Source organism: Brevundimonas sp. R86498 (assembly GCF_044598075.1).
Classification (GTDB): domain Bacteria; phylum Pseudomonadota; class Alphaproteobacteria; order Caulobacterales; family Caulobacteraceae; genus Brevundimonas.
This window is the reverse complement of sequence record NZ_CP139004.1, coordinates 1,860,571-1,882,094: the sequence shown is the minus strand read 5'-3', so window position 1 is coordinate 1,882,094 and position 21,524 is coordinate 1,860,571. Positions and strand designations below refer to the sequence as shown.

17 protein-coding genes are annotated in these 21,524 nt (G+C 69.2%); 8 read left to right on the top strand and 9 right to left on the bottom strand.

Annotated features, from left to right (window positions below):
* Nucleotides 1-65: 65 nt before the first annotated feature.
* Together SJY26_RS09140 and SJY26_RS09135 are read right to left on the bottom strand one after the other, a co-directional pair.
* On the bottom strand, nucleotides 66-1,700 hold the full coding sequence (locus SJY26_RS09140; protein WP_396592747.1) for a methyl-accepting chemotaxis protein: 1,635 nt from the start codon (nucleotides 1,698-1,700) through the stop codon (nucleotides 66-68).
* Nucleotides 1,697-1,963, bottom strand: a complete 267-nt coding sequence (locus tag SJY26_RS09135; protein WP_396592746.1) for a hypothetical protein — start codon at nucleotides 1,961-1,963, stop codon at nucleotides 1,697-1,699. Before SJY26_RS09135 ends, SJY26_RS09140 begins: the two co-directional genes overlap by 4 nt.
* A gap of 255 nt (nucleotides 1,964-2,218) precedes the next feature.
* On the opposite strand from SJY26_RS09135, the gene SJY26_RS09130 reads away from it, so the two are divergent.
* The 3 genes from SJY26_RS09130 to SJY26_RS09120 all read left to right on the top strand — a co-directional run bounded on the left by SJY26_RS09130 (nucleotide 2,219) and on the right by SJY26_RS09120 (nucleotide 6,761).
* On the top strand, nucleotides 2,219-3,298 hold the full coding sequence (locus SJY26_RS09130; protein WP_396592745.1) for a site-specific DNA-methyltransferase: 1,080 nt from the start codon (nucleotides 2,219-2,221) through the stop codon (nucleotides 3,296-3,298).
* A gap of 133 nt (nucleotides 3,299-3,431) precedes the next feature.
* On the top strand, nucleotides 3,432-4,535 hold the full coding sequence (locus SJY26_RS09125) for a glycosyltransferase family 4 protein (protein WP_396592744.1): 1,104 nt from the start codon (nucleotides 3,432-3,434) through the stop codon (nucleotides 4,533-4,535).
* 78 nt (nucleotides 4,536-4,613) lie between these two features.
* A complete protein-coding gene (locus SJY26_RS09120) occupies nucleotides 4,614-6,761 on the top strand; it encodes a glycogen debranching N-terminal domain-containing protein (protein WP_396592743.1) in 2,148 nt (715 codons plus the stop codon).
* A gap of 177 nt (nucleotides 6,762-6,938) precedes the next feature.
* Here the strand turns inward: SJY26_RS09120 and mutY are convergent, their stop codons facing one another.
* Complete coding sequence (gene mutY / locus SJY26_RS09115) at nucleotides 6,939-7,988, bottom strand: A/G-specific adenine glycosylase (RefSeq protein ID WP_396592742.1); 1,050 nt, start codon at nucleotides 7,986-7,988, stop codon at nucleotides 6,939-6,941.
* Between the two features lie 161 nt (nucleotides 7,989-8,149).
* On the opposite strand from mutY, the gene SJY26_RS09110 reads away from it, so the two are divergent.
* Nucleotides 8,150-8,707, top strand: coding sequence for a DUF721 domain-containing protein (locus SJY26_RS09110; protein ID WP_396592741.1), 558 nt, complete (start codon nucleotides 8,150-8,152; stop codon nucleotides 8,705-8,707).
* Nucleotides 8,708-8,739: 32 nt separating this feature from the next.
* Here the strand turns inward: SJY26_RS09110 and SJY26_RS09105 are convergent, their stop codons facing one another.
* Nucleotides 8,740-9,603, bottom strand: coding sequence for an outer membrane protein (locus tag SJY26_RS09105; protein ID WP_396592740.1), 864 nt, complete (start codon nucleotides 9,601-9,603; stop codon nucleotides 8,740-8,742).
* A 226-nt stretch (nucleotides 9,604-9,829) separates the two neighbouring features.
* Here SJY26_RS09105 and SJY26_RS09100 point away from each other — a divergent pair, with 226 nt between their 5' ends.
* Genes SJY26_RS09100 through SJY26_RS09085 form a run of 4 tightly spaced genes read left to right on the top strand, consistent with a single transcriptional unit; the run spans nucleotide 9,830 to nucleotide 14,954 of the window.
* Entirely contained in the window at nucleotides 9,830-10,477 is a 648-nt protein-coding gene (locus SJY26_RS09100) for a DsbA family protein (protein WP_396592739.1), read from the top strand.
* Between the two features lie 4 nt (nucleotides 10,478-10,481).
* Entirely contained in the window at nucleotides 10,482-11,093 is a 612-nt protein-coding gene (locus tag SJY26_RS09095) for a thioredoxin domain-containing protein (RefSeq protein ID WP_396592738.1), read from the top strand.
* Nucleotides 11,094-11,100: 7 nt separating this feature from the next.
* Nucleotides 11,101-14,538, top strand: coding sequence for a chromosome segregation protein SMC (smc, locus tag SJY26_RS09090; protein ID WP_396592737.1), 3,438 nt, complete (start codon nucleotides 11,101-11,103; stop codon nucleotides 14,536-14,538).
* Nucleotides 14,535-14,954 carry a hypothetical protein gene (locus SJY26_RS09085; protein WP_396592736.1) on the top strand — a complete coding sequence of 140 codons (420 nt, stop codon included), beginning with the start codon at nucleotides 14,535-14,537 and terminating at the stop codon, nucleotides 14,952-14,954. Before smc ends, SJY26_RS09085 begins: the two co-directional genes overlap by 4 nt.
* Nucleotides 14,955-15,082: 128 nt before the next feature.
* Here SJY26_RS09085 and SJY26_RS09080 read toward each other — a convergent pair whose 3' ends face one another.
* The 5 genes from SJY26_RS09080 to mraY form a co-directional block, all read right to left on the bottom strand.
* Complete coding sequence (locus tag SJY26_RS09080) at nucleotides 15,083-16,219, bottom strand: mechanosensitive ion channel family protein (RefSeq protein ID WP_396592735.1); 1,137 nt, start codon at nucleotides 16,217-16,219, stop codon at nucleotides 15,083-15,085.
* A gap of 38 nt (nucleotides 16,220-16,257) precedes the next feature.
* On the bottom strand, nucleotides 16,258-17,358 hold the full coding sequence (murG, locus tag SJY26_RS09075; protein ID WP_396592734.1) for an undecaprenyldiphospho-muramoylpentapeptide beta-N-acetylglucosaminyltransferase: 1,101 nt from the start codon (nucleotides 17,356-17,358) through the stop codon (nucleotides 16,258-16,260).
* A gap of 182 nt (nucleotides 17,359-17,540) precedes the next feature.
* Nucleotides 17,541-18,725, bottom strand: coding sequence for a putative lipid II flippase FtsW (ftsW, locus tag SJY26_RS09070; protein WP_396592733.1), 1,185 nt, complete (start codon nucleotides 18,723-18,725; stop codon nucleotides 17,541-17,543).
* 6 nt (nucleotides 18,726-18,731) lie between these two features.
* On the bottom strand, nucleotides 18,732-20,210 hold the full coding sequence (gene murD / locus SJY26_RS09065) for a UDP-N-acetylmuramoyl-L-alanine--D-glutamate ligase (protein ID WP_396592732.1): 1,479 nt from the start codon (nucleotides 20,208-20,210) through the stop codon (nucleotides 18,732-18,734).
* A gap of 202 nt (nucleotides 20,211-20,412) precedes the next feature.
* Nucleotides 20,413-21,522: a phospho-N-acetylmuramoyl-pentapeptide-transferase gene (mraY, locus tag SJY26_RS09060; protein WP_396592731.1), complete on the bottom strand. Its 1,110-nt coding sequence runs from the start codon at nucleotides 21,520-21,522 to the stop codon at nucleotides 20,413-20,415.
* Nucleotides 21,523-21,524 lie beyond the last annotated feature (2 nt).

The window sequence follows — 21,524 nt, the reverse complement described above, 5'->3', positions numbered from 1 at the left end:
CTCCGGTTTATGCAATTGCGGTCCGGTGGCCTGATCGCGCTGCGGCAGCGGGGGATGTTGCCGGCTCAGGCCGCGAGTCGCCGTGTCCGGGCCCCGGCCTGGCCGGACTGTTCTGGAGGACTGATCCGGAACTGCCGGACAAGGCTCGCCAGCTCATCGGCATCGCGCGCGAGGTTGTGGCTGGCCGCCGTCGACTCCTCGGCAACCGCAGCGCTGTGCTGGGTCGCCTGGTCCATCTGCGAGACGGCCTGGTTGATTTCATCAAGCGACGTCGCCTGTTGCTGGGCCGCTCCGACAATCTCGGACATGAGGGCGCTGATCGCTGAAACCTTGCCCGCGATACCGTTCAGCGCGGTCCCCGTCGCGCCAACAACCTCGACCCCCTCTTCGACCTGCCGTGCGCTGGTCGCGATCAGGGTCTTGATTTCCCGGGCGGCGTTCGCAGACCGCTCGGCCAGCGCGCGGACTTCGGTCGCGACCACGGCGAACCCTCGACCTGCGTCGCCGGCCCGGGCGGCCTCGACCCCGGCATTCAGCGCCAGCAGATTGGTCTGAAAGGCGATCTCGTCGATCACGCCGATGATCTGGCTGATCTCTGCTGAGGATTGCTGGATGCTGTTCATGGCCTCGATCGCGCGGGCCACAGCCTCGCCACTGTGGCGACCCTCCGTTTCGGCAGAGACCACGAGAGCCCCGGCCTCGATCGCGCGCTTCGAGGTCGCGCCGACGTTGGCCGTGATCTCGTCGAGCGCCGCCGCCGCTTCCTCCAGCGTGGCGGCCTGACGTTCGGTGCGGCGCGCCATGTTGTCGGACGAGGCGCTGATCTCGCCAGCCGCCGCGCTGATCCCGCCGGAGTTCTGGTTCAGGACCTGCATGGCCTGTTCCAGCTTGCCGACCGCGGCATTGAAGTCGTTTCTCAGCGACACGTAGGTCTCGGGGAACTCCGCCGTGATGCGGTAGTCGAGTTCGCCCCTCATGAGCGACGACAACCCCCTTGCGGTCTCGGACACGACAAGCGCCTGTTCCTCGCGCTGGATCCTGTCACGCGCCGCCGTCTGTTCCATCAGCAGGCGTTCGCGCGCCGCTGTCTCTTCCTTCGCCCGGGCCGCCTCCGTGTCCGCAAGCCTTGCGGCCTCGCTCGCATCAGAGGCTTCCTTCATGCTGGCGGCATTGATCTGGAACATCGACACGGTGCTCATGGCGACCCACACGAGGGTGGCGGCCTCGATCACGAGGATGATGGCGTGGATCGCCACCCGCAGCAGGCTGGCGGAACCCGGGAACACCATTTCCGGCATCACGAAGCTTAGGACCAGGTGGTGCAGGGCGACGGTCGCGGCACCGGCCAGGATCGCCCGCCAGTCGCAGAAGATGATCGTGACCGCGAGGGCTGCGAAATACAGCATGTGCATATCGAGCTGGTAGGCCGTGGCGCGGGCACCGGCGACGACCAGAGACACCTGGCCCATCAGCAGGACGCACTGAAGCGCGCGGCCGAACCCGCCATGTCCCACGAGCAGAAGGAGGGCGGTCATTGCGCCGGCGACGCCGGCAAAAGGCACAAGGGCGGACAGTCCGCCGGACGCCTCGGACGTCATCGCAATGCCGCCGCCGACGAGCGCGAGCAACCAGGAGAGGGCGACCACGACGACGACGCCGCCCCGCCGCTGGCCGTCCAGGGTTCTGGCCTGCAGGATCATCGAAGCGCTCCGTCCGTTGCACAGTTTGCGATCCGGGGATCGACGATCGCCCAGGCCCCTTCACGTCTCAGATCCTGGCTGACATCCAGCCCGCCGTAGACGACGATGACATTGGCGCGACCAACCCTCGAAACGACGCCGGCCGCTTCCGCCGCAGCCCGCGCACGGTCCACACTCCACCAGGGAGGAAAGAGGGCGGCGACCACAAAGGGTGAACGGGGCTGGGCCGCGACGCTCAGGGCTGGCAGGAGCGAGGCCAGCATCGCAAACGCAATCGCCGCTGCCATCCGTACCGGTCGGCTGCCCTGCATCTGCCCCACCCGAATCATACCCAAGTTCGACAGTCGCCTGAATCTCATTAAAAAACTGTGTCGTAACAGGAGTGACAGCCGGCGATCGCAGCAGGCCGATCGACAGCGCCCGGGCGACCCGCACATGGATGTCAGCAGGAAGACGGTTACCGCGCCTTAACCCTGAACGTTCAGACTCGCGGTCGCTTAACCAAGAGGCTGTTTCGCGTGACCGATCTGAAGACCGACGTCATCCACCGGGGCGATTGCCTCGACGTTCTGCGCCGTCTTCCGGACCGGTCGGTCGACATGATCTTCGCGGACCCGCCCTACAATCTGCAGCTCGGCGGCGACCTGTTGCGGCCGGACAACTCCCGGGTTGATGCGGTGGACGACGACTGGGACAAGTTCGACAGCTTCGCCGCCTATGACGCCTTCTGCCGCGACTGGCTGACGGAGTGCCGCCGCGTGCTGAAGGACGAGGGCTCAATCTGGGTGATCGGAAGCTATCACAACATCTTCCGGCTGGGCTCGGCGATCCAGGATCTGGGCTACTGGGTCCTGAACGACATTGTCTGGCGCAAGACCAATCCGATGCCGAACTTCAAGGGCACGCGCTTCACCAACGCCCATGAGACCCTGATCTGGGCCGCCAAGTCACGCCAGCAGAAGCGCTACACCTTCAACTACGACGCGCTGAAGGCCTTCAATGAAGACACGCAGATGCGGTCAGACTGGACGCTGGCGCTGTGCACCGGCGAGGAACGCATCAAGGGAGAGGACGGCAAGAAGGCGCATCCGACGCAAAAGCCGGAGGGCCTCCTGCACCGGGTAATCCTGGCGGCGACGCGGCCGGGAGATGTGATCCTAGATCCCTTCTTCGGCACCGGCACCACGGGTGCCGCCGCCAAGCGGCTGGGGCGGCACTACATCGGCATCGAACGCGACCCCGACTACATCAAGGTCGCCGAGAAGCGGATCAAGGCGATCCTGCCGGCGCGGGCGGAAGACCTCGTGGTCACCGGCTCCAAGCGGGCCGAGGTCAAGGTGCCGTTCGGGGCCCTCGTCGAGGCAGGCCTGCTCGCCCCCGGCGATGTCCTGTATTGCCCCAAGGGCGAACGCGAGGCGCGGGTGCGTGCCGACGGCTCGCTGGTATCCGGTCAGCTTTCCGGCTCGATCCACAAGCTGGGAGCCTTGCTGGAGAACGCGCCCGCCTGCAACGGCTGGACCTACTGGCGCTTCCGGTCGGACACCGGATTGCGGTCGATCGATGCGCTCAGGGCAGAAGTCCGGGCCGGGATGCAGTGAGCGCCAGCGTACACAGGGCGCCTTCCTAACCGACCGGAATTCTTGTTAAAAATCCACTTCTGGCGACGGAACCGATCGTTCGAACGACGGTTTTCGATTGGCGCCCTCGCTGTAAGGGCGAGGGAACATCGCCATGAAGATCGCTCAGGTTACGCCGCTGTATGAAGCCGTGCCGCCGAAGCTCTATGGCGGAACCGAACGCGTGGTCGCCCATCTGACGGATGCCCTGGTCGACCTGGGCCATGAGGTGACCCTGTTCGCTTCAGCCGAAGCCCGCACGCGGGCGCGACTGGTGCCGGTCCGGGATCAGGCGATCCGGCTGGACCCGGCCCCGTTGAAGTCGGACCTGGCGGCCCATATGACCCTGTTGTCCGAGGTCCTGCGTCGGGCGGACGACTTCGATGTGATCCATTTCCACACGGACATGATCCACTTCCCTTTCTTCCAGCGGATCGCCGGCAAGACGCTGACGACACTGCACGGGCGGCTGGACATGAAGGATCTGCCAGAGGTCTACGAGCGGTGGCCCGAGTTCGGTCTCGTCTCGATCTCGGACCATCAGCGCCGGCCACTGGCCTTTGCCAACTGGAAGGCGACCGTGCACCACGGCATGCCGTCCGAGCAGTACCGGTTCTCGCCGAAGTCCGACGGCTATCTGGCCTTCCTTGGCCGCATCTCGCCCGAAAAACGCCCGGACAGGGCGATCGAGATCGCCATCAAGCTGGGCCGCAAGCTGAAGATGGCGGCCAAGGTCGATGCCGCTGACAAGATCTACTTCGAGACGAAGATCAAACCGATGCTGGACCACCCGCTGATCGAGTTCATCGGTGAGATCGGCGACCATCAGAAGTCCGAGTTCCTCGGCGGGGCCGACGCGCTGCTGTTCCCGATCGACTGGCCGGAGCCGTTTGGTCTGGTCATGATCGAGGCGATGGCCTGTGGCACACCGGTTGTGGCGTTCCGCTGCGGGTCCACGAGCGAAATCATCGAGGACGGGGCCACGGGCTTTCTGGTCGATACGCTGGAGCAGGCTGTCGCGGCGGCGGACAGGGCGACCCTGCTGGATCGGGAGGCGGTCCGCGCCCGGTTCGAGCTGCGATTCTCGGCGACTGCGATGGCGCGCCGGTATCTGGACGTTTACGGTGACCTGCTGGCGGTCAGACCTTATGCGGAGCCGGGCCTGCCGGAGGTTGTGATCCCGTTGCGGGAAGAGCGAAGCTTCGCGGCCAACGCCTGAACCAAATCATTCGAAGACCATTTTCCCTTCGTATTCGACAGCCAGACTGCTGGTGAAACGCCAAACCAGCGAGGCTTCATGGACGACGGCTATTCGGTTCAGCAGACGGCAGCGGACAGCGCGGAGACCGGCGGGCTCGACACTCTTCAGGCGCTGAAGGATGGCGACACCTTTCTGGTCGCCGATCCCTGGGGGGATCTGAAGGGCGGGGCGGACGGGCTGTTCGACCGGGACACGCGGATCCTGTCGCGCTTCGTCATGACGGCGGGCCTGGCCCGGCCGTCGCGGCTGAGCTCGGGCGTATCCCGGGACAATGTCTTCTTCACGGCCCACACCACCAACCGGCCCCTGCCACCGATGGGCGGGCGGTCTGCACCGGCAGGCGTGCTGCATCTGGAGCGGCGGCGGTTCATCTGGAATCAGCGGCTGTTCGAGCGGGTTCGGATGGTCAATCACGGGGTGGAGGATGTGCTTCTGCCGCTGGCCTTCGACTTCGGGGCCGATTTCGCCGACATCTTCCAGGTGCGGGGAACGCGGCGCGAGACGCGGGGGACCAACGAGGCCCCGACGCTGGACGGTCGTCGGGTCACCTTCCGCTACACCGGGCTGGACGGGATCGTGCGGACCAGTTGCCTGGCGTTCTCCGAGCCCCCTGCCCGGCTGACGGGATCCCGCGCGGAGTTCATGTTCAGCCTGCCGATGGGCAAGGCCATGGATCTGTATATCGAGTGCGGCCTGGACGCGTGCGCCACACCCGACGTCAAGCGCTGGCGGGAGCATGCGGTGGCCGCCCGGCTGGCCATGCGCCGCCGCCGCCGTCGGGGGGCCTCGGTGCGCGGACCGCGCAGCCCGCGCTTCAACGCCTGGCTGGACCAGTCGCGGGCCGACGTCGCCCTTCTGACCACCGACCTGCCGACCGGCCCCTATCCCTATGCCGGGACGCCGTGGTTCTCGACACCGTTCGGCCGGGACGGAATCATCGCCGCCTGGCAGATGCTGTGGCTGGACCCGTCACTGGCGAAGGGGGTGCTGACCTATCTGGCGAGCCGTCAGGCCACGGAGACCTCAGCCTTTCAGGACAGCCAGCCCGGCAAGATCATGCACGAGACCCGGGGCGGCGAGATGAGCGGCCTCGGCGAGGTGCCCTTTGGCCTCTACTATGGCGGGGTCGATACGACCTGTCTGTTCGTCGCGCTGGCGGGGGCCTATGCCCGGCGCACCGGCGATCTGGAGCTGATCCGAAGCCTGTGGCCCAATCTGATCGCGGCCACGGAGTGGATGCGGGACTATGGAGACAGCAACGGCGACGGGCTGATCGACTATCAGCGGGCGGCCGAGACGGGGCTGTCGAACCAGGGGTGGAAAGACTCCGAGGATTCGATCTTTCACAAGGACGGGCGGTTTCCGAAGGGGCCGGTCGCCCTGCTGGAAGTGCAGGGCTATGCCTATGCGGCGTGGCGAGCCATGGCCGAGCTGGGCGACCAGCTGACGGACGGCCGGGCACGGGCCTGGCAGAGACGGGCGGACGAGGTTCGCCAGCTGGTCGAGGACCGCTTCTGGCTGGAGGACGAACAGTTCTATGCCATCGCCCTGGACGGGGACGGCCGGCCCTGCGAGGCGATCGGATCGAACGCCGGGCATCTGCTGTTCACCGGCCTGCCCTCGGCGGCGCGGGCCGAGGCGGTCACGCGCCGTCTGCTGGGGGCAGAGTTCCGCTCCGGCTGGGGCCTGCGGACCCTCGCCCGGGGCCAGGCGCGGTTCAACCCGATGAGCTATCACAACGGCTCGGTCTGGCCGCATGACACCTCGCTGGGGGTCGCCGGCATGGCCCGCTATGGCGAGCGCGACGCCGTCGCCATGATCCTCGGCGAGATCTACGCCGCCGCCAGCCATTTCCAGATGCGGCTGCCCGAGCTGTTCTGCGGCTTCGAGCGCGAGCCGGGAGAGGGGCCAATCGCCTATCCCGTCGCCTGCCTGCCCCAGGCCTGGGCGGCAGGATCGGTGTTCATGATGCTGCAGGCGGCGCTGGGCATCCTGATCGACGCGCGGACGCGGACCATCACGGTTGACGCCCCCACCCTGCCCGCCGGCATCGAACGCCTGACCATCAGTCGCCTGCAGGTCGGCGAGGCCTCCGTCGATCTGGCGTTCGAACGGCTGGGCGGCCAGGTGGTGGTGATGCCGAGGAACCGGGTCGGTGATCTGAAGGTCGTCACGACGCGGTAGCCGCGTTGCCGGACCCAAAAACAGTGTCCGGATGGTCCGGATGGTCCGGATGGTCCGCTCGGGATAGGGCGTGTGCCAGATTGTCAAAGACCAATGTCAGGCAGACATGGGATGCGAGCGGGTGATCGCAAGGGGCATGATGGAATAAATTCCTCTCGCTGGCAAGTGCCCGCCCGGTCAGACCCGCGACATCGCCAGACCGCGTTCCAGCGCCTTGCGGAAGACGGTTGGCAGGGCCGCCAGCGCCTCCGCTTCGGACGTCCAGAGATGGTCGCCCTGTCCCTCCGCAACCCGGACGGACAGGGTCAGGGAGAAGTGGGTGAAGACGTGTTCGACGGCCCCGGCATCGATCCAGTCGGCCGCCACCGGAGGGCGGTCATCAAGCGGACCGGTGGACCAGTCCCCGGTCGGAAGGCAGACCATGCCGCCGAGCAGGCCCTTGTCCGGGCGGCGGACGAGGGCCACCCGCCCCTGCCCGTCCCGCAGCACCCAGGCGATCCCCTGCCGGTGCGGCCGCGCGGCTTTTGCCGCCTTGAGCGGATAGCGTTCCGGTGCGCCGGTAGCCCGGCCGGCGCACCAGCCGGACACGGGACACATCAGGCACAGGGGTGATTTCGGGCGGCAGACGCTGGAGCCGAGGTCCATCAGGGCCTGGGCCCAGTCGCCGGGGCGATCATCGGTGACGAGGGTGGCGGCCAGGCGCTTCAGTTCGGGCCGGGCGGCCGGCACCGGCGTCTCGACCGCGAACAGCCGGGCGACGACCCGCTCGACATTTCCGTCGACGACATTGGCGGGCCGGTCGAAAGCGATCGCGGCGACGGCGGCGGCGGTGTAGGCCCCGACCCCCGGCAGAGCCAGCAGGCCGGCCTCGGTGTCGGGGAAGACGCCGCCGTGATCCCGCGCCACCGCGCGGGCGCAGGCCAGCAGGTTGCGGGCCCGGGCGTAGTAGCCGAGCCCGGCCCAGGCGGCCATCAGGTCGCTGTCCTCTGCGTTCGCGAGGTCGATCACCGTCGGCCAGCGGGTCGTGAACCGCTCGAAATAGGGGGTGGCGTGGGGGACGGTGGTCTGTTGCAGCATCACCTCGGAAAGCCAGACCCGGTAGGGGTCGGTGCGCCGTTCCGACCCGGGGGGGCTGCGCCACGGCAGGCTCCGGGCATGGGCGTCGTACCAGTTCAGCAGGGCGGCGCGCAGGGCAGCAGTGTCGGCGGGGAGCATGGCACGTGCCATAGCGCCTCCCTCCCCGTTCGGGGAGGGTGGTCGGAGCGAAGCGAAGACCGGGTGGGGGCGACGACGCGCGGCCCGCCGGGCGCCCCCACCCCGTCGCTGCGCGACGCCCCTCCCCTGAAGGGGAGGGAGAAATTGGTGCGGATCTTTGCTAACCTGTCCCCATGGCACGCGACCTGCCCACAGACGCCGAAACCCGCGAGATCCTGTCGCGGCGAAGGACCCGGCCCGTGCCGCGGCCCGCGCCTCCGGCCGGGCGGGCCCTCGCCCCCTTCATCAAGGAACTGGACGAGAAGTTCGGGCGGGGCGCCAGCGCGCTGGAGCCGCGCTGGCGCGAGATCGTGGGCGACCAGCTGGCCCGCGTCACCCGGCCGCAGAAGCTGACCCGGGGCCGGGCCGGGAGCGGGGGAACGCTGGAGCTGCGCGTGGCGGGGCCCGCCGCCCTGCTGGTGCAGCACCAGTCGGCCGACATTCTGGCGCGGGTGAACCTGTTCCTTGGCGCAGGTGCCGTGGAGAAGCTGCGGATCGCCCAGGGGCCGGTGAAGGCATTGGTGCCGGCCGCCTCGACGAAAGGGGCCCGTCGGCGGATCGATCCGCTGGACGCCGGAGCCGAGGCCGCGCTGGCAAAGTCTGTGGAAACGGCCCCCGACGCCCTGAGGGTCGCCCTCGCGGGACTGGGCCGGGCGGTATTGTCAGACGAGGCAAAGCGGCGGGGCCGGTAGGTCGGCCATAGGCTGAACGTCCACGTGCGTCATCAGAACCGGTAAGCCAGACCGAGGCTGACCGAATAGAGCGTTGGTGCGTAGGAGAACCGGCTTCCAGACCCGGCATAAGCTGGCGTTTGGGCCTCGATCGCCCCGTATCGCGACAGGTTGCCCTCGGCATGAACCAGCCAGCGTTCCGTCAGCTTGACGTCGACGGCAGCCCCGATCGTCCCGCCCGTGACGTGTCCGCTCTCCTCCCCGGCTACGGACTGATCGACAAGATAGGGGACGGTATAGGGGCGGCCAGGCAGCACCGTGGTGAATCGAAGGGCGGCATATTGGACAGTGCTGTCCTGGCGGAGCTTGAGATCAGCCCGCAGGACAGACGGCCCGGCGAAGGCGGACAGGAGAACACGATCGCTGATCGGCCGGCCGATGCGAGCCCTGACCGACGTTTGCACGCCGATATCGAGGTCAGCAGCGAGCGTGTCGTTGCTGCCGAAGACATAGGCGAGCTCTCCCCCGGGGCCATAGGCGAGGGGATCGGCGTCGATCGGGCCGATCGAGAAGCGCTCGTCCAGTGCGGCCCCGCCGCTCTGGACCTCAATGCCCCAGACCCAGTCGCCGCGCTCGAACAGACGACCGGCGCGGCCGTCGAAACCGCCGGCGCCCTCGATATTCCGTTCGCGCTGGAACGTACTTGTCCTGGGGGGCCTCCCCGCGTTGCGGGTGTAGTCAAAACGCGCATCCCTGAAGGGGTCGATCGTCGCATCGATCTCGCCGTTCCGCCCCCCGGTCCAGGACGCTGACGCACCGAGGTAATATCCGCCCCATCCTGATGTCTGGGCAAGCGCCGACCCGGGGGCAAAGGCCAGCGAAAGAGGCACGGCCAGCAGGGCGAAAGCGGTCCGCATCGAGGGCTCCTGAGCAGCACTTCCCCAGTCTCGCGCCAAAGTTGCGGGTTGACAACCCCGCAATGGGAAATTTGCGTGAAGGGACAGAGGTCGGAGCGGGATCGGCAGTTTCCGCACGCCGGCTCTTGACCTTTTCCTGCCGCACCTGTTCTCGACAGTGGTGGAAACCGCGCGCCCGCCGGGGAATCGCGCGATCATCCGACGACGTAACCCAGAGGAAGACGCCATGCGCGCCAGCGGCCCCTTCAAATATGCCTCGATGAGCCGCCGCGCGGCGCTGACCGCAGCGGCACTGGCGGCCATGGTGGCCGTGGCCGGGTGCAGCGGTGGCGCGTCTGGCGGAGCGGCGGCCGAGGGTGACATGGCCAAGGGCGCACCCGAGGGGGCCAAGGTTACGGTGGTGGAATATGCCTCGGTGACCTGCGGCGTCTGCGCCGCCTGGCAGGCTCAGGTCTGGCCCGAGTTCAAGGCCAAATATGTCGACACCAACAAGGTGCGCTATGTCTTCCGCGAGTTCCCGACCTCGCCCCAGCCGGTCGCGGTGGCCGGCTTCCTGATGGCCCGTTGCGCCGGGCCGGACAAATATTTCCCCGTCATCGAGGAAATCATGGCCAGCCAGCCGGAACTGCTGGGCGGCGCCCCGCCGCGTCAGGTTCTGCTGCGCATCGCCAATGGCGCCGGCCTGAGCGAGGAGCAGTTTGCGGCCTGCGTCACCGACGAGGAGGCCATCAAGGCGATGGACACGCGGATCAAGGCGGCCCTGGACGCCGGTGTCACCGGCACGCCGAACTTCTTCATCAACGGCGAGAAGGTCAGCGACCCCTCGATGGCCGGCCTGTCGGAGAAGATCGACGCCATCCTCGCCGCGAGCTGATCCCATGACTCTGATACGGCGCGCCCTTATTGCCCTCATTCTGGTGACGGCCCCGGTCGCGGCTTCCGCCCAGACCGCCCCTCCGCCTGCGGTGACCGCTGCGGACCGGGTGCTGGGGCGGGCGGACGCGCCGGTGACGGTGATCGAATATGCCTCGTTCACCTGTTCGCACTGCGCCCACTGGCACACGTCGATCCTGCCGGGCTTCAAGGCCCGGTTCGTGGACACAGGACAGGTGCGGCTGGTGTTCCGCAACCTGCCAACGCCGCCGGTCGAGGTCGCGGCGCGCGCGGCGGGGATCGGGCTGTGTGCCGCGCCGGAGCAGTTCTTCGACGTGGCCGGAAGCCTGATGATCGGACAGGCAGCCCTCCTGGAGGGCGGGCCGGTGACGGACTGGTTCTCGGCGGCCATTGCCCGCAGCGGGCGGACGCCCGAGCAGGTCGACGCCTGCCTCGCGAACCCCGCGACCCTCACCAGCCTGAGGGCCGAGATGGCCGGGGCGGTGGCCGCGGGCGTCCCGGGCACGCCGGCCTTCTTCGTCAACGGACAGCGGGTGGCGGACACCTCGCTGGAGGGACTGAGCGCCGCCATCCGCCCCCTCCTGCCCCGGTCCTGACGCCGGAATGCAGTTCCAGCGCCTCCGGCTCGTCGGCTTCAAGTCGTTCGTCGATCCGGCCGAGGTGCAGATCGAGCCGGGGCTGACGGGCATCGTCGGGCCCAACGGCTGCGGCAAGTCCAATGTGCTGGAGGGGATGCGCTGGGTCATGGGCGCGAACTCGGCCAAGGCCATGCGCGGCTCGGGCATGGACGATGTGATCTTCTCGGGGGCGTCGAACCGCCCGCCCCGGAGCCATGCCGAGGTCAAGCTGACCATCGACAACAGCCAGAGGAAGGCCCCCCAGCCGTTCACCGACAGCGCGGTTCTGGAGGTGTCGCGGCGAATCGACCGGGGCCAGGGCTCGACCTACCGGATCAACGGCAAGGAGGTGCGGGCCCGGGACGTGCAGCTGCTGTTCGCCGATGCCTCGACCGGGGCCAACTCTCCGGCCCTGGTCCGTCAGGGGCAGATCAGCGAGCTGATCGCGGCCAAGCCCCAGAACCGGCGGCGGATTCTGGAAGAGGCGGGCGGGGTCGCGGGCCTGCATACGCGGCGGCATGAAGCGGAGCTGAGGCTGAGGGCGGCCGAGACCAATCTGGACCGGCTGGACGACATCGGCCGCGAGCTGGAGACGGCGCTGGGGCGGCTCAAGCGCGAGGCGCGGCAGGCGGAGAAGTACAGGAAGATCTCGGCGGAGATCCGGGCGCTGCAGGCGGCCCTGCTGTTCGTGCGCTGGAACGATGCGCGCGTGGCGGCGGAGACGGCGGCGGCGGAGCAGGCGGAGGCCGAACGGGCCGTGGGCGAGGCAACAGGTGCGGCGGCGCGGGCCCAGACGGCGGCCCTGACGGCCCAGGAGGGGCTTAAGCCGGCGCGCGAGGAGGATGCGGTGGCCGCCGCCCTGCTGCACCGCGCCAGTCTGGAGCGGGACCGGCTGGACATGGCCGAACGGCAGGCGCGGGCCGAGGTCGAAAGACTGACAGCCGAGATCGCCCGTATCGGCACCGATCGCGAACGCGAGGCGACCCTGGCACAGGACGCCGGGGCCGAGCTGGCGCGGCTGGACACGGCGATCGTGGCATTGGAGGCAGAGGTCGCGGCGGCCCCGGCGCGGGGACCGGAGCTGGACCGGGCGCTGGAAACGGCCGAGGCCGGACGGCGCGCTGCGGACGCCGAAGTCGAACGGGTCGCGGGGGCCTTGGCCGGGCTGGAAGCCCGGGCCCAGGCCGAGACGGCACGGCGGCGGGATGCGGAGGCGCGGGTAGCGCGGGCGGTCGCGGCGCTGGAGGCCGCCCGCCGAGAACGCGAGGCGCTGGGGCCGCTGGAGACACCGGAGCGAGCGGCGGCGCTGGAGGCTCTTGAAAGCGCGACGGCCGCCCTGGCCACGGCACGGGCCGATGTCGAGGCGGCGGAAGCCCGGCGCGGGGATCTGGCGCGGGCCGAGCAGGAGGCGCGCACGACGGCGCGCGCGGCCGAGGACCGGCTGGGCCGGTTGCAGACTGAGGCCCGGGGGCTGGCGTCCCTGCTGGTCTCGGCCCGGCGCGATCATCCGCCCGCGCTGGACCAGGTGTCGGCCGGCAAGGGCTTCGAGGCGGCGCTGGCGGCGGCGCTGGGCGAGGATCTGGACGCGGCGCTGGACGCCCGGGCGGCGGCGCACTGGGCGGGAGCCGAGGCGCCGGTGCCGGTCTGGCCCACCGGAGTGACGCCGCTGGCGGATCATGTGACGGCCCCGGCGGCGCTGGCAGCGCGGCTGGCGCTGTGCGGGGTGGTGGCCAAGGGGGATGCGGCGCGGCTGGCGAAGGGGCTGCCGACGGGTGCGCGGCTGGTGACGGCGGAGGGCGACCTGTACCGCTGGGACGGCTTCGTCAGCCGGGCCGAGGCCCCCCGCCCCGCCGCCGTGCGGCTGGCCCAGCGGAGCCGGCTGGCGGAACTGGAGGCGGAGATCGATGCCGGCAAGCCGGCGCTGGAGCGGGTCCAAGGCGCGCTGAAGGCGGCGACCGAGGCCTTCCGGGCGGCCGAGGAGACCGTCAAGACGACCCGGCTGGCTCCGTTTGCGGCGGACAAGGCGGTGACGGCGGCGCGCGAACGGGTCGAAACCCTGGCGCGGGACGCGGCCCGGCGCGAGGCGCGGGCCCAGGCGCTGGACGAGGCGGTGGTGCGCCTGACCGAAGATGCGGAGGCCGCACGGGTGGCGCTGGCGGAGACCGGCGAGGCCGGGACCCCGACCGAAGCCCTCGACGGGCTGCGAGCCGAACTGGCCGGGACGCGGACCGGGGCGGAGGCTGCCCGTGCGACGGCGGCGGCGGCGCGGGCGGAGCGGGACACGGAGGCGCGCGAGCGGACCGGCCGGGACCAGAGGCTGGCCGCCCTCCAGCGTGACCGCGAGGGCTGGGCCGGACGGGCGGCGGGCAGCACCGAGCGGATCAAGGCGCTGGAGGCGGATGCCACCCGGGCCGCCGCCGCCCTTCTGCAGGCGGAACGTGCCCCCGAGGCCCTGGCGGGGCAGCGGACGAAACTGATGGACACGCTGACGGCGGCGGAGACGCGGCGCAAGGCGGCGGCTGATGCTGTTGCCGTGGCCGAGAGCGAGGCGGGCAACGCCGACCGGGCAGCCCGGGCGGCCGAGACCGCGGCGTCGGCGGCGCGGGAGGCCCGGGCCGGCCTGGCCGCCCATGCCGAAGCCGCCGCCGCCCGGCTGGTCGAGAGCGAGGCCCACCTGCGCGAGACGGCGCAGATGTCGCCCGAGGAGCTGGGCCGCAAGCTGAGCGATGACGCCATCGCCCGGCCGCCCGACGCGGCGGGGGCCGAGAACCTGCTGTACGGGCTGGAGCGGGAGCGTGAGCAGCTGGGGGCGGTGAACCTGCGGGCCGAGGACGAGGTCGGGGAGTATTCCGAACGGCTGAACACCATGCGGCTGGAGCGCTCGGACCTGACTACCGCCATCGCCCGGCTGAGGGACGGGATCGACGAACTGAACGCCGAGGGCCGCGAGCGGCTGACCGCCGCCTTCGACGTCATCAACGACAACTTCAAAAGCCTGTTCGAGGCGCTGTTCGGCGGCGGTCAGGCCGAGCTGAAACTGGTCGAGTCCGACGATCCGCTGGAGGCGGGGCTGGAGATCTTCGCCTGCCCGCCGGGCAAGCGGCTGGCGGTCATGAGCCTGATGAGCGGCGGGGAGCAGGCCCTGACGGCGGCGGCGCTGATCTTTGCGGTGTTCCTCGCCAATCCGGCGCCGGTGTGTTTCCTCGACGAGGTCGATGCGCCGCTTGACGACGCCAATGTCGACCGGTTCTGCCGGATGCTGAACGAGATGCGGAACCGGACGGACACCCGCTTCATCGTCATCACCCACAACCCCGTGACCATGAGCCGGATGGACCGGCTGTATGGCGTGACCATGCCGGAGCGGGGCGTGTCCCAGCTGGTCAGCGTCGACCTGAGCCAGGCCGAGAAGCTGGTCGCATGATCCAGGCGGATGTCCCAGCCGCGCCCGCGCATGAGCTGGTCCTGACCGGCGTGGGGCGGTTCGCTGTGTTCGCCGATGCGGCCACGATCGCGCGCGGGCCGGACGGGGTGCGGATGCGGTCGCTGCAGGTGGTCGAAGACGACTTCACGGTCGGGACGACGCGCTACTGGGGCGGCTGGTCGTGGTGGCGGTTCGACTGTGAGGCGGGGATGGCGGACCGGCTGGACTTCGCCTCGGTCGCCGTGGGCGGGGTCGAGGGCCCTGCGATGGCCGAGGGGCAGCCGGCTTATGCAGCGGCTCCGGGCGGGGATGCCGCCGAGCTGCTGGCCATGGCCTGCGGGACAGGTCCGGCGGAGGTCGTGGCGGTCACGGTCGATGAGGCGGTGAGGATCGGGCGGGCGGCGCTGGGGGATTGAGCGTCCCTCTCCCGGAGGGAGAGGGCTTGAGCGCCCGAGAGCCGTCAGGCGATCGGACTTGCGCGAAAGGGTGAGGGCCGACCTCGCCGGAAACGCACGGCCCTCACCCTTTCGGCCCAGACGCATCGCTATCGCTCTGCGGGCCTCAAGCCCTCTCCCTCCGGGAGAGGAGCCGAATTGCGCTCCAGCGACAGCCGGTCCTGCGGCAGGGCTTCGGGGCACTGGTCGCGGAGGAAGGCCAGCATCGCCTCGCGGATCTCGCAGCGCAGGTCGAAGACGACGGGCGCGGAGCGGGCGCTGGCGAGGCAGCGGACCTGTGCGACGCGGTCGGTGATGTCGGTGACCTGCAGGTTGACCACGTCGCCGTCCCACAGGGGCGAGGCCTTGCAGATGCGCTCCAACTCGGCCCGGAGCCGGTCCATCGGGGCCTCGTAGTCGACATAGAGGAAGGCGGTACCGATCAGGCGCGCGGTCTCGCGGGTCCAGTTCTGGAACGGCTTTTCGATGAAGTATGTCAGCGGCAGGATCAGGCGGCGCCAGTCCCACAGCTTGACCACCACATAGGTGGAGGTGATCTCCTCGATCGTACCCCACTCCCCTTCCACGATGACGGCGTCCTCGATGCGGATGGGCTGGGTGGTGGCGATCTGGATGCCGGCGATCAGATTGGTCAGGAAGGGCTGGAGGGCGAGACCGGCGATGATGCCGACGACCCCGGCCGAGGCGAGCAGGGACACGCCCCATTGCCGCACCGCGCCGATGGTCATCATGGCCAGGGCCACGGTCACGAGACCGATCACGACCACGGCCGCGCGCTGCAGGATCCGGGTCTGGGTCACGTGCTTGCGCGCGATCAGGTTGTCTTCAGCCTCGAGGTTGAACTTCTTCAGATAGACGACCGCCCACATGTCCACGGCCCCGGCGACGATCCAGCCGACGACGAGGATGGTGAGGAACAGGATGGCCGCCCGCACCGTCGCCGAAGGCTCCGGGTCCAGCGGCGAGACGGTGATAGAAAAGGCCACCGCGATGAGGATGATCAGGATGCGCAGCTTTTTGCGCGCCCGTTCGACCACGCCGCGCCAGAACAGGTCCCGCTTTTTGACCGTGAGCCGCAGGATCGAGAAGACGATCCGGTGGGCCAGCCAGCCGGCCCCGACGAAGACGGCGACGACGATGGCGATGACCAGCCATTCGGGCAGCCAGTAGAACTGGCGCCACAGGGTTATGATCTGGCGCGTCAGGGTGGTGATTTCGGGAGGCATCGGGGGTGAACGCTCCGGGACGGTGAAGGTTCGGGCGTTCAGCCCGCCGAGGCCTCCACGAGGTCGGCGAGGCGTTGGGCCGCGTCGGGGATGGCGACGGAACGGGCAGCGCGGCTCATGGCCGGGAGCCGGGCCGGATCGGCGAGGACGGCGGCCACAGCGTCGGTCAGGGACTGGACCGTCACATCATCCTCAAGGATGACCTCGGCGGCGGCGACATCGGTCAGGAGTTTCGCGTTCAGCCGCTGATGGTCGTCGGTGGCGATCTTCAGCGGGATCAGGATCGAGGGCATGGCGGCGACGGCCAGTTCTGCGCAGGTCGAGGCTCCGGCCCGCCCGATGACCAGATGGGCCTGTGACAGGCGGCTGGCCATGTCGCGGAAGAAGGGGGCGACCTCGGCCTCGATGCCAGCCTCCAGATAGATCTGGCGCGCGGCCTCCAACGTCTCGGGGCGGGACTGCTGCTGAACGCGCAGGCGGGCGCGCAGGGCTTGCGGCAGGGCGGCGAGCGCCCGGGGCGTGGTCTCGGACAGGATCCGGGCCCCCTGGCTGCCGCCGGTGACGAGGATGTTGATCGGACCGTCTCCGGGCGCGGTCCAGACCCGGTCGAACAGGGCCCGGATGTCGGCCCGGACGGGGGCCCCGACGACCTGACTGCGGGCCTTCACGGCGGGCGAGGCGCGATCCAGCGTCGGAAAGGACGAGGCGACGGCCCGGACGTGGGGGGCCAGGATGCGGTTGGTGCGGCCCAGAACGGCATTCTGTTCGTGGATCAGGGTCGGGCGGCGCTGCAGGATGGCGGCGACGAGAGCCGGGGCGGACGGATAGCCACCGAAGCCGACGACGACGTCGGCTCTCAGTCGGGTAAAGGCCGAGCGGGCCTGGCCCACGCCGCGCACAATGGCGACCCCGGCCTTGGCGAGGGCCACGGGGCCGGAGCCGGTCGCCGCGTCCAGCGCCAGCCGTTCCTCGGCGGGGAAGGCTTGGGCATACTGTTCGCCGCGATGGTCGGTGGCGAGGACGACCCGCCAGCCGCGGGCGGTCATCTCGCGCGCCAGGGCCTCGGCCGGGAACATGTGACCGCCGGTGCCTCCGGCGGCGACGACGCAGACACGACCAAGGGAGAAAAGATTAGTCATTTTTCAGGGCCTTGCGTCGGCAACGGAAGCGTGACCGTCGCGAGTGAGCACGAAGTGGACTCCAAAAAACAGAGTCCGTTGAGTCCGTTGAGTCCGCATCCAGATCCAGACCGGACCCCGGCGTCGACGGGTCGAACCCTTGCCACCTTATACTGCGGATGCGTCAAAATCGGTCGTAGCGGTCAGGGCATCAACAACCGTCCCGGGCGGGCCAGGCTGGCCCCCGGTTCATAGGCTCCGGGCCGGCGACGGGTCAGAGCCAGCGCAAAGCCCATGGTCAGGCCCATGGCCACCATGGAGGAGCCACCGTAGCTGATGAACGGCAGGGTCATGCCCTTGGTCGGGATAAGGTTCAGATTCACGGCGACATTGATCGAGGCCTGAAGCCCGATCAGCATGAACAGGCCGGCTGCCGCCGTCTGTTCGAACGGGTCGTTCAGCATCATGGCCCGGCGCATGCCGCGGATAACGATGAAGGCATACAGGCCGATGACGATGAGACTCAGCACCAGACCGAACTCCTCGGCCCCGACGGAATAGATGAAGTCGGTGTGCAGGTCGGGCACCGAACGCTTCATCACCCCCTCGCCGATGCCGCGGCCGACGAGGCCGCCGGCACGGATGGCCTCGGACGCGCGGTCGATCTGGTGGGTGTCCTCGGCCCCGGGGGAAACGAATTTGGCGACCCGCGACTGGACGTGGGGGAACAGGAGGTAGATGGCGGCCAGCCCCGCCGCGCCCAGTCCGCCCAGCACCGCCACCCAGCGCAGCGGCACGCCGGCCATGAAGAAGACGGCCATGAAGGTGGTGGTGATCAAAAGGGTCTGGCCGATGTCGGGCTGGATCAGCAGCAGGGCCACGGTCAGGACGTAGACGGCGAAGGCGATGGAGACGCCGGGCACCCCCTGCCCCTTCTGCCCCTCGGCGAACATCCAGGCCGCGAAGACGATCAGGCTGGGTTTGACGAATTCGGAGGGCTGCAGGCTGAACGGGCCCAGATTGACCCAGCGGACCGCGCCCTTCACCGGATCGCCGATCAGCGGCAGAATCGCCATGACGACGATGCCGCCCAGCAGGGCCAGGACGGCGATGCGGCGCACGCCGCGCGGCGACAGCAGGGACATGGTCAGCATGGCCCCCAGCCCGGCCGAGGCGAAGGCGATCATCCGCCAGGCATAGTGGAAGGGATCGGTGATCAATTCATCGGCGAGGATGGCTGCAGGCGAGGAGGCGAAGCTGAGCATGACGCCCAAACTCATCAGGCCGAGCGCTGCACCCAGCAGGGCCCGGTCGACCGTCCAGAACCATTGGGCGATCGGGCTGGGGTCGTTGCGCGAGAAGGGATGCGAATAGGTCGCCTGGGTCATGCTTTCTCAACCCTGAACGAAAGGCGTAGCCCCGAGGTTAAGAACCGCCGCCCGGAAGGCCTCTCCGCGCACCTCGAAGTCCGGAAACTGGTCGAAACTGGCGCAGGCGGGGGACAGGAGGACGATCTGGTCGCCTCCGGCGGCTTTGGCATCGGCGGCAGCGAGGGCCACGGCGGTGGCCATGTCCCCGGCGATGACGTGGGGGGTATCACCGAGGGTGGCGGCGAAATCGTCCGCGGCCTCCCCGATCAGATAGGCGCGGGCGATGCGGGGGAAGAGGTCGGCGAGGTCCTCGATCCCGCCGTCTTTGGCCCGGCCGCCGGCGATCCAGAAGCTGGAGGGATAGGACATCAGGGCCTGACGCGCGGCGTCGGCATTGGTCGCCTTGGAGTCATTGACGAACCGGACGGGACCGAGGTGGCCGACGGTTTCCATCCGGTGAGCGAGGCCGGGGAAGGTCATCAGGCCCTTTACCGCTGCCTCATGAGGGACACCCAGCGCGCGGGCGGCGGCATAGCCAAACGCGGCGTTCTGGGCATTGTGGCGGCCCGGGAGCGAGCGGGCGGGGACGAGGTCGGCGATGGCCACGCCGTCGGCGACCAGACGCCCGCCCGTGGCATCGACGATGATGAAGCGCCCGGCCTCGAAGGCGGCGATCTGGTCGGGCAGGCGCTCGGAGAGGTCGGCGACGGGGACACCGCCGGTGGGGTCGACGAACTCGGGCGGGGTGCGGGTGGTGATGGTGGTGACCCGCAGGCGGCGGGCGTTCAGGGCATTGACCGTGGCCCAGCCCCAGTCGTCGTCGACGCCGATCAGGGCGACCCTGTCCGGCGACATGGCCTGGAACAGCCGGGTCTTGGCCGCGACATAGCCCTCCATCCCGCCGTGGCGGTCCAGATGGTCGGGGCTGATGTTCGTCAGGATCGCGACATCGGGGGCGAAGGTGGTGGTCAGGTCCAGCTGGTAGCTGGAGACCTCGATGACATAGGCCTCGACCTCGGTAGGGGCCGGCAGGGCGAGGACGCCGATGCCGATATTACCGCCCACGGCGACCTTGAGACCCGCCTGTTTCAGTACCCAGCCGATCAGGGCCGTGGTCGTCGACTTGCCGTTGGTGCCCGTGATGGCGATCACCCGGGGCCGCAGGGAGGCGGGCGTGGCTGCAAGGGCGCGGGCGAACAGTTCGATGTCGCCGATGACGGGGACGCCGGCGGCGCGGGCCCTGTCGACGGTCCAGTGGGGCTTGGGATGGGTCAGGGGCGCGCCGGGCGACAGGACCAGGGCGGCGAAGCCCGACCAGTCGGCGACGGTCAGGTCCTCGAGCGCGAACCCTTCCGCCTCAGCCTGCAGCCGCCCGGAGACGCCGTCGTCCCAAAGGACGGGCTCGGCCCCGCCGGCCTTCAGCGCGCGGGCGGCGGTGATCCCGGAGCGGCCGAGGCCGAAGACGGCGACGCGACGGCCCTCATAGCCGGGGACGGGAATCATGACGCGAAGCCCTTCCCCCGCCCTTCGCGGGGGAAAGCGGCCCGGCGCTCGCGCAGCGAGCCAGGGCCGATGGGGGAAGTCTTACTTCCGATGGCCTGCCCGGTCGTCGGCAGGAAGATTCCCCCATCGGTCCTGTTCGAGCTTCGCTCGAAGGCGGACCGCTTTCCCCCGCAAGCGGGGGAAGGACTTTGGGCGAGTCGGATCACCGGAGCTTGAGCGTGGTCAGGCCGATCAGGGCCAGCATGGCGGCGACGATCCAGAAGCGGATGACGACGGTGGACTCCGGCCAGCCCAGCTTCTCGAAATGGTGGTGGATGGGGGCCATCAGGAAGATGCGCTTCTTCGTGGCCTTGAAATAGGCCACCTGGATCATGACCGAGGCGGCCTCGATCACGAACAGGCCGCCGACGATGCCCAGAACCAGCTCGTGCTTGGTGGCCACGGCGATGGCCCCGAGCGCGCCGCCGAGGGCCAGCGAACCGGTGTCGCCCATGAAGATCCGGGCCGGGGGGGCATTGTACCAGAGAAAGCCCGTGCCTCCGCCGATGATGGCGGCGCAGAAGATGGCCAGCTCGCCCGATCCGGGGACGTGGTGGACGCCCAGGTAGTTGGAAAAGACGAAGTTGCCGACGAGGTAGCTGATCATGCCGAAGGCGGCGGCCGCCATCATGACCGGGACGATGGCGAGGCCGTCGAGGCCATCGGTCAGGTTCACTGCATTGGAAAAGCCGACCAGGGTGAAGGCGGCGAAGGCGACATAGAACCAGCCGACGTTCAGCAGCACGTTCTTGAAGAACGGGAAGGCGATCGAGGTCTCCAGCCCCGGCGAGGTCGGCGAGGCCGTCATCCACAGGACGACGAGGACACCGGCGATGACCGAAACCACGACCTGGGCCGCCATCTTCTGCCCGGAGGACAGGCCGGCCGAGGTCTGTTTCGTGACCTTGGCATAGTCATCGACGAAGCCCAGCACGGCGAAGGCGGCGGTGACGAAGGACACGATCCAGATGTACGGATTGGTCAGGTCGCCCCACAGCAGGACCGCCACGGCGATGCCGGCCAGGATCATCAGCCCGCCCATGGTGGGGGTGCCGACCTTGGACAGGTGGGAGACGGGGCCGTCGGCGCGGATCGGCTGTCCCTTGCCCTGTTTGACCCGCATGAAGGCGATAAAGCGGCTGCCCATGGCGACCGCGACGATCATGGCGGTGGCCATGGCGAGGGCGACGCGGACAGTCTGGTACTGGACCAGGTTGAGCAGGGGGTAATCCTGCGCCACGTCGGCGTAGTAGAGATACAGCAGATAGAACATGG

What these genes read in the sequence shown, in the direction of transcription:
- SJY26_RS09140 (WP_396592747.1), bottom strand. Translation starts at nt 1,700, where the DNA reads ATGATCCTGCAGGCCAGAACCCTGGACGGCCAGCGGCGGGGCGGCGTC.
- SJY26_RS09135 (WP_396592746.1), bottom strand. Translation starts at nt 1,963, where the DNA reads ATGCTGGCCTCGCTCCTGCCAGCCCTGAGCGTCGCGGCCCAGCCCCGT.
- SJY26_RS09125 (WP_396592744.1), top strand. Translation starts at nt 3,432, where the DNA reads ATGAAGATCGCTCAGGTTACGCCGCTGTATGAAGCCGTGCCGCCGAAG.
- SJY26_RS09120 (WP_396592743.1), top strand. Translation starts at nt 4,614, where the DNA reads ATGGACGACGGCTATTCGGTTCAGCAGACGGCAGCGGACAGCGCGGAG.
- mutY (WP_396592742.1), bottom strand. Translation starts at nt 7,988, where the DNA reads ATGGCACGTGCCATGCTCCCCGCCGACACTGCTGCCCTGCGCGCCGCC.
- SJY26_RS09110 (WP_396592741.1), top strand. Translation starts at nt 8,150, where the DNA reads ATGGCACGCGACCTGCCCACAGACGCCGAAACCCGCGAGATCCTGTCG.
- SJY26_RS09105 (WP_396592740.1), bottom strand. Translation starts at nt 9,603, where the DNA reads ATGCGGACCGCTTTCGCCCTGCTGGCCGTGCCTCTTTCGCTGGCCTTT.
- SJY26_RS09100 (WP_396592739.1), top strand. Translation starts at nt 9,830, where the DNA reads ATGCGCGCCAGCGGCCCCTTCAAATATGCCTCGATGAGCCGCCGCGCG.
- SJY26_RS09095 (WP_396592738.1), top strand. Translation starts at nt 10,482, where the DNA reads ATGACTCTGATACGGCGCGCCCTTATTGCCCTCATTCTGGTGACGGCC.
- smc (WP_396592737.1), top strand. Translation starts at nt 11,101, where the DNA reads ATGCAGTTCCAGCGCCTCCGGCTCGTCGGCTTCAAGTCGTTCGTCGAT.
- SJY26_RS09085 (WP_396592736.1), top strand. Translation starts at nt 14,535, where the DNA reads ATGATCCAGGCGGATGTCCCAGCCGCGCCCGCGCATGAGCTGGTCCTG.
- SJY26_RS09080 (WP_396592735.1), bottom strand. Translation starts at nt 16,219, where the DNA reads ATGCCTCCCGAAATCACCACCCTGACGCGCCAGATCATAACCCTGTGG.
- murG (WP_396592734.1), bottom strand. Translation starts at nt 17,358, where the DNA reads ATGACTAATCTTTTCTCCCTTGGTCGTGTCTGCGTCGTCGCCGCCGGA.
- ftsW (WP_396592733.1), bottom strand. Translation starts at nt 18,725, where the DNA reads ATGACCCAGGCGACCTATTCGCATCCCTTCTCGCGCAACGACCCCAGC.
- murD (WP_396592732.1), bottom strand. Translation starts at nt 20,210, where the DNA reads ATGATTCCCGTCCCCGGCTATGAGGGCCGTCGCGTCGCCGTCTTCGGC.
- mraY (WP_396592731.1), bottom strand. Translation starts at nt 21,522, where the DNA reads ATGTTCTATCTGCTGTATCTCTACTACGCCGACGTGGCGCAGGATTAC.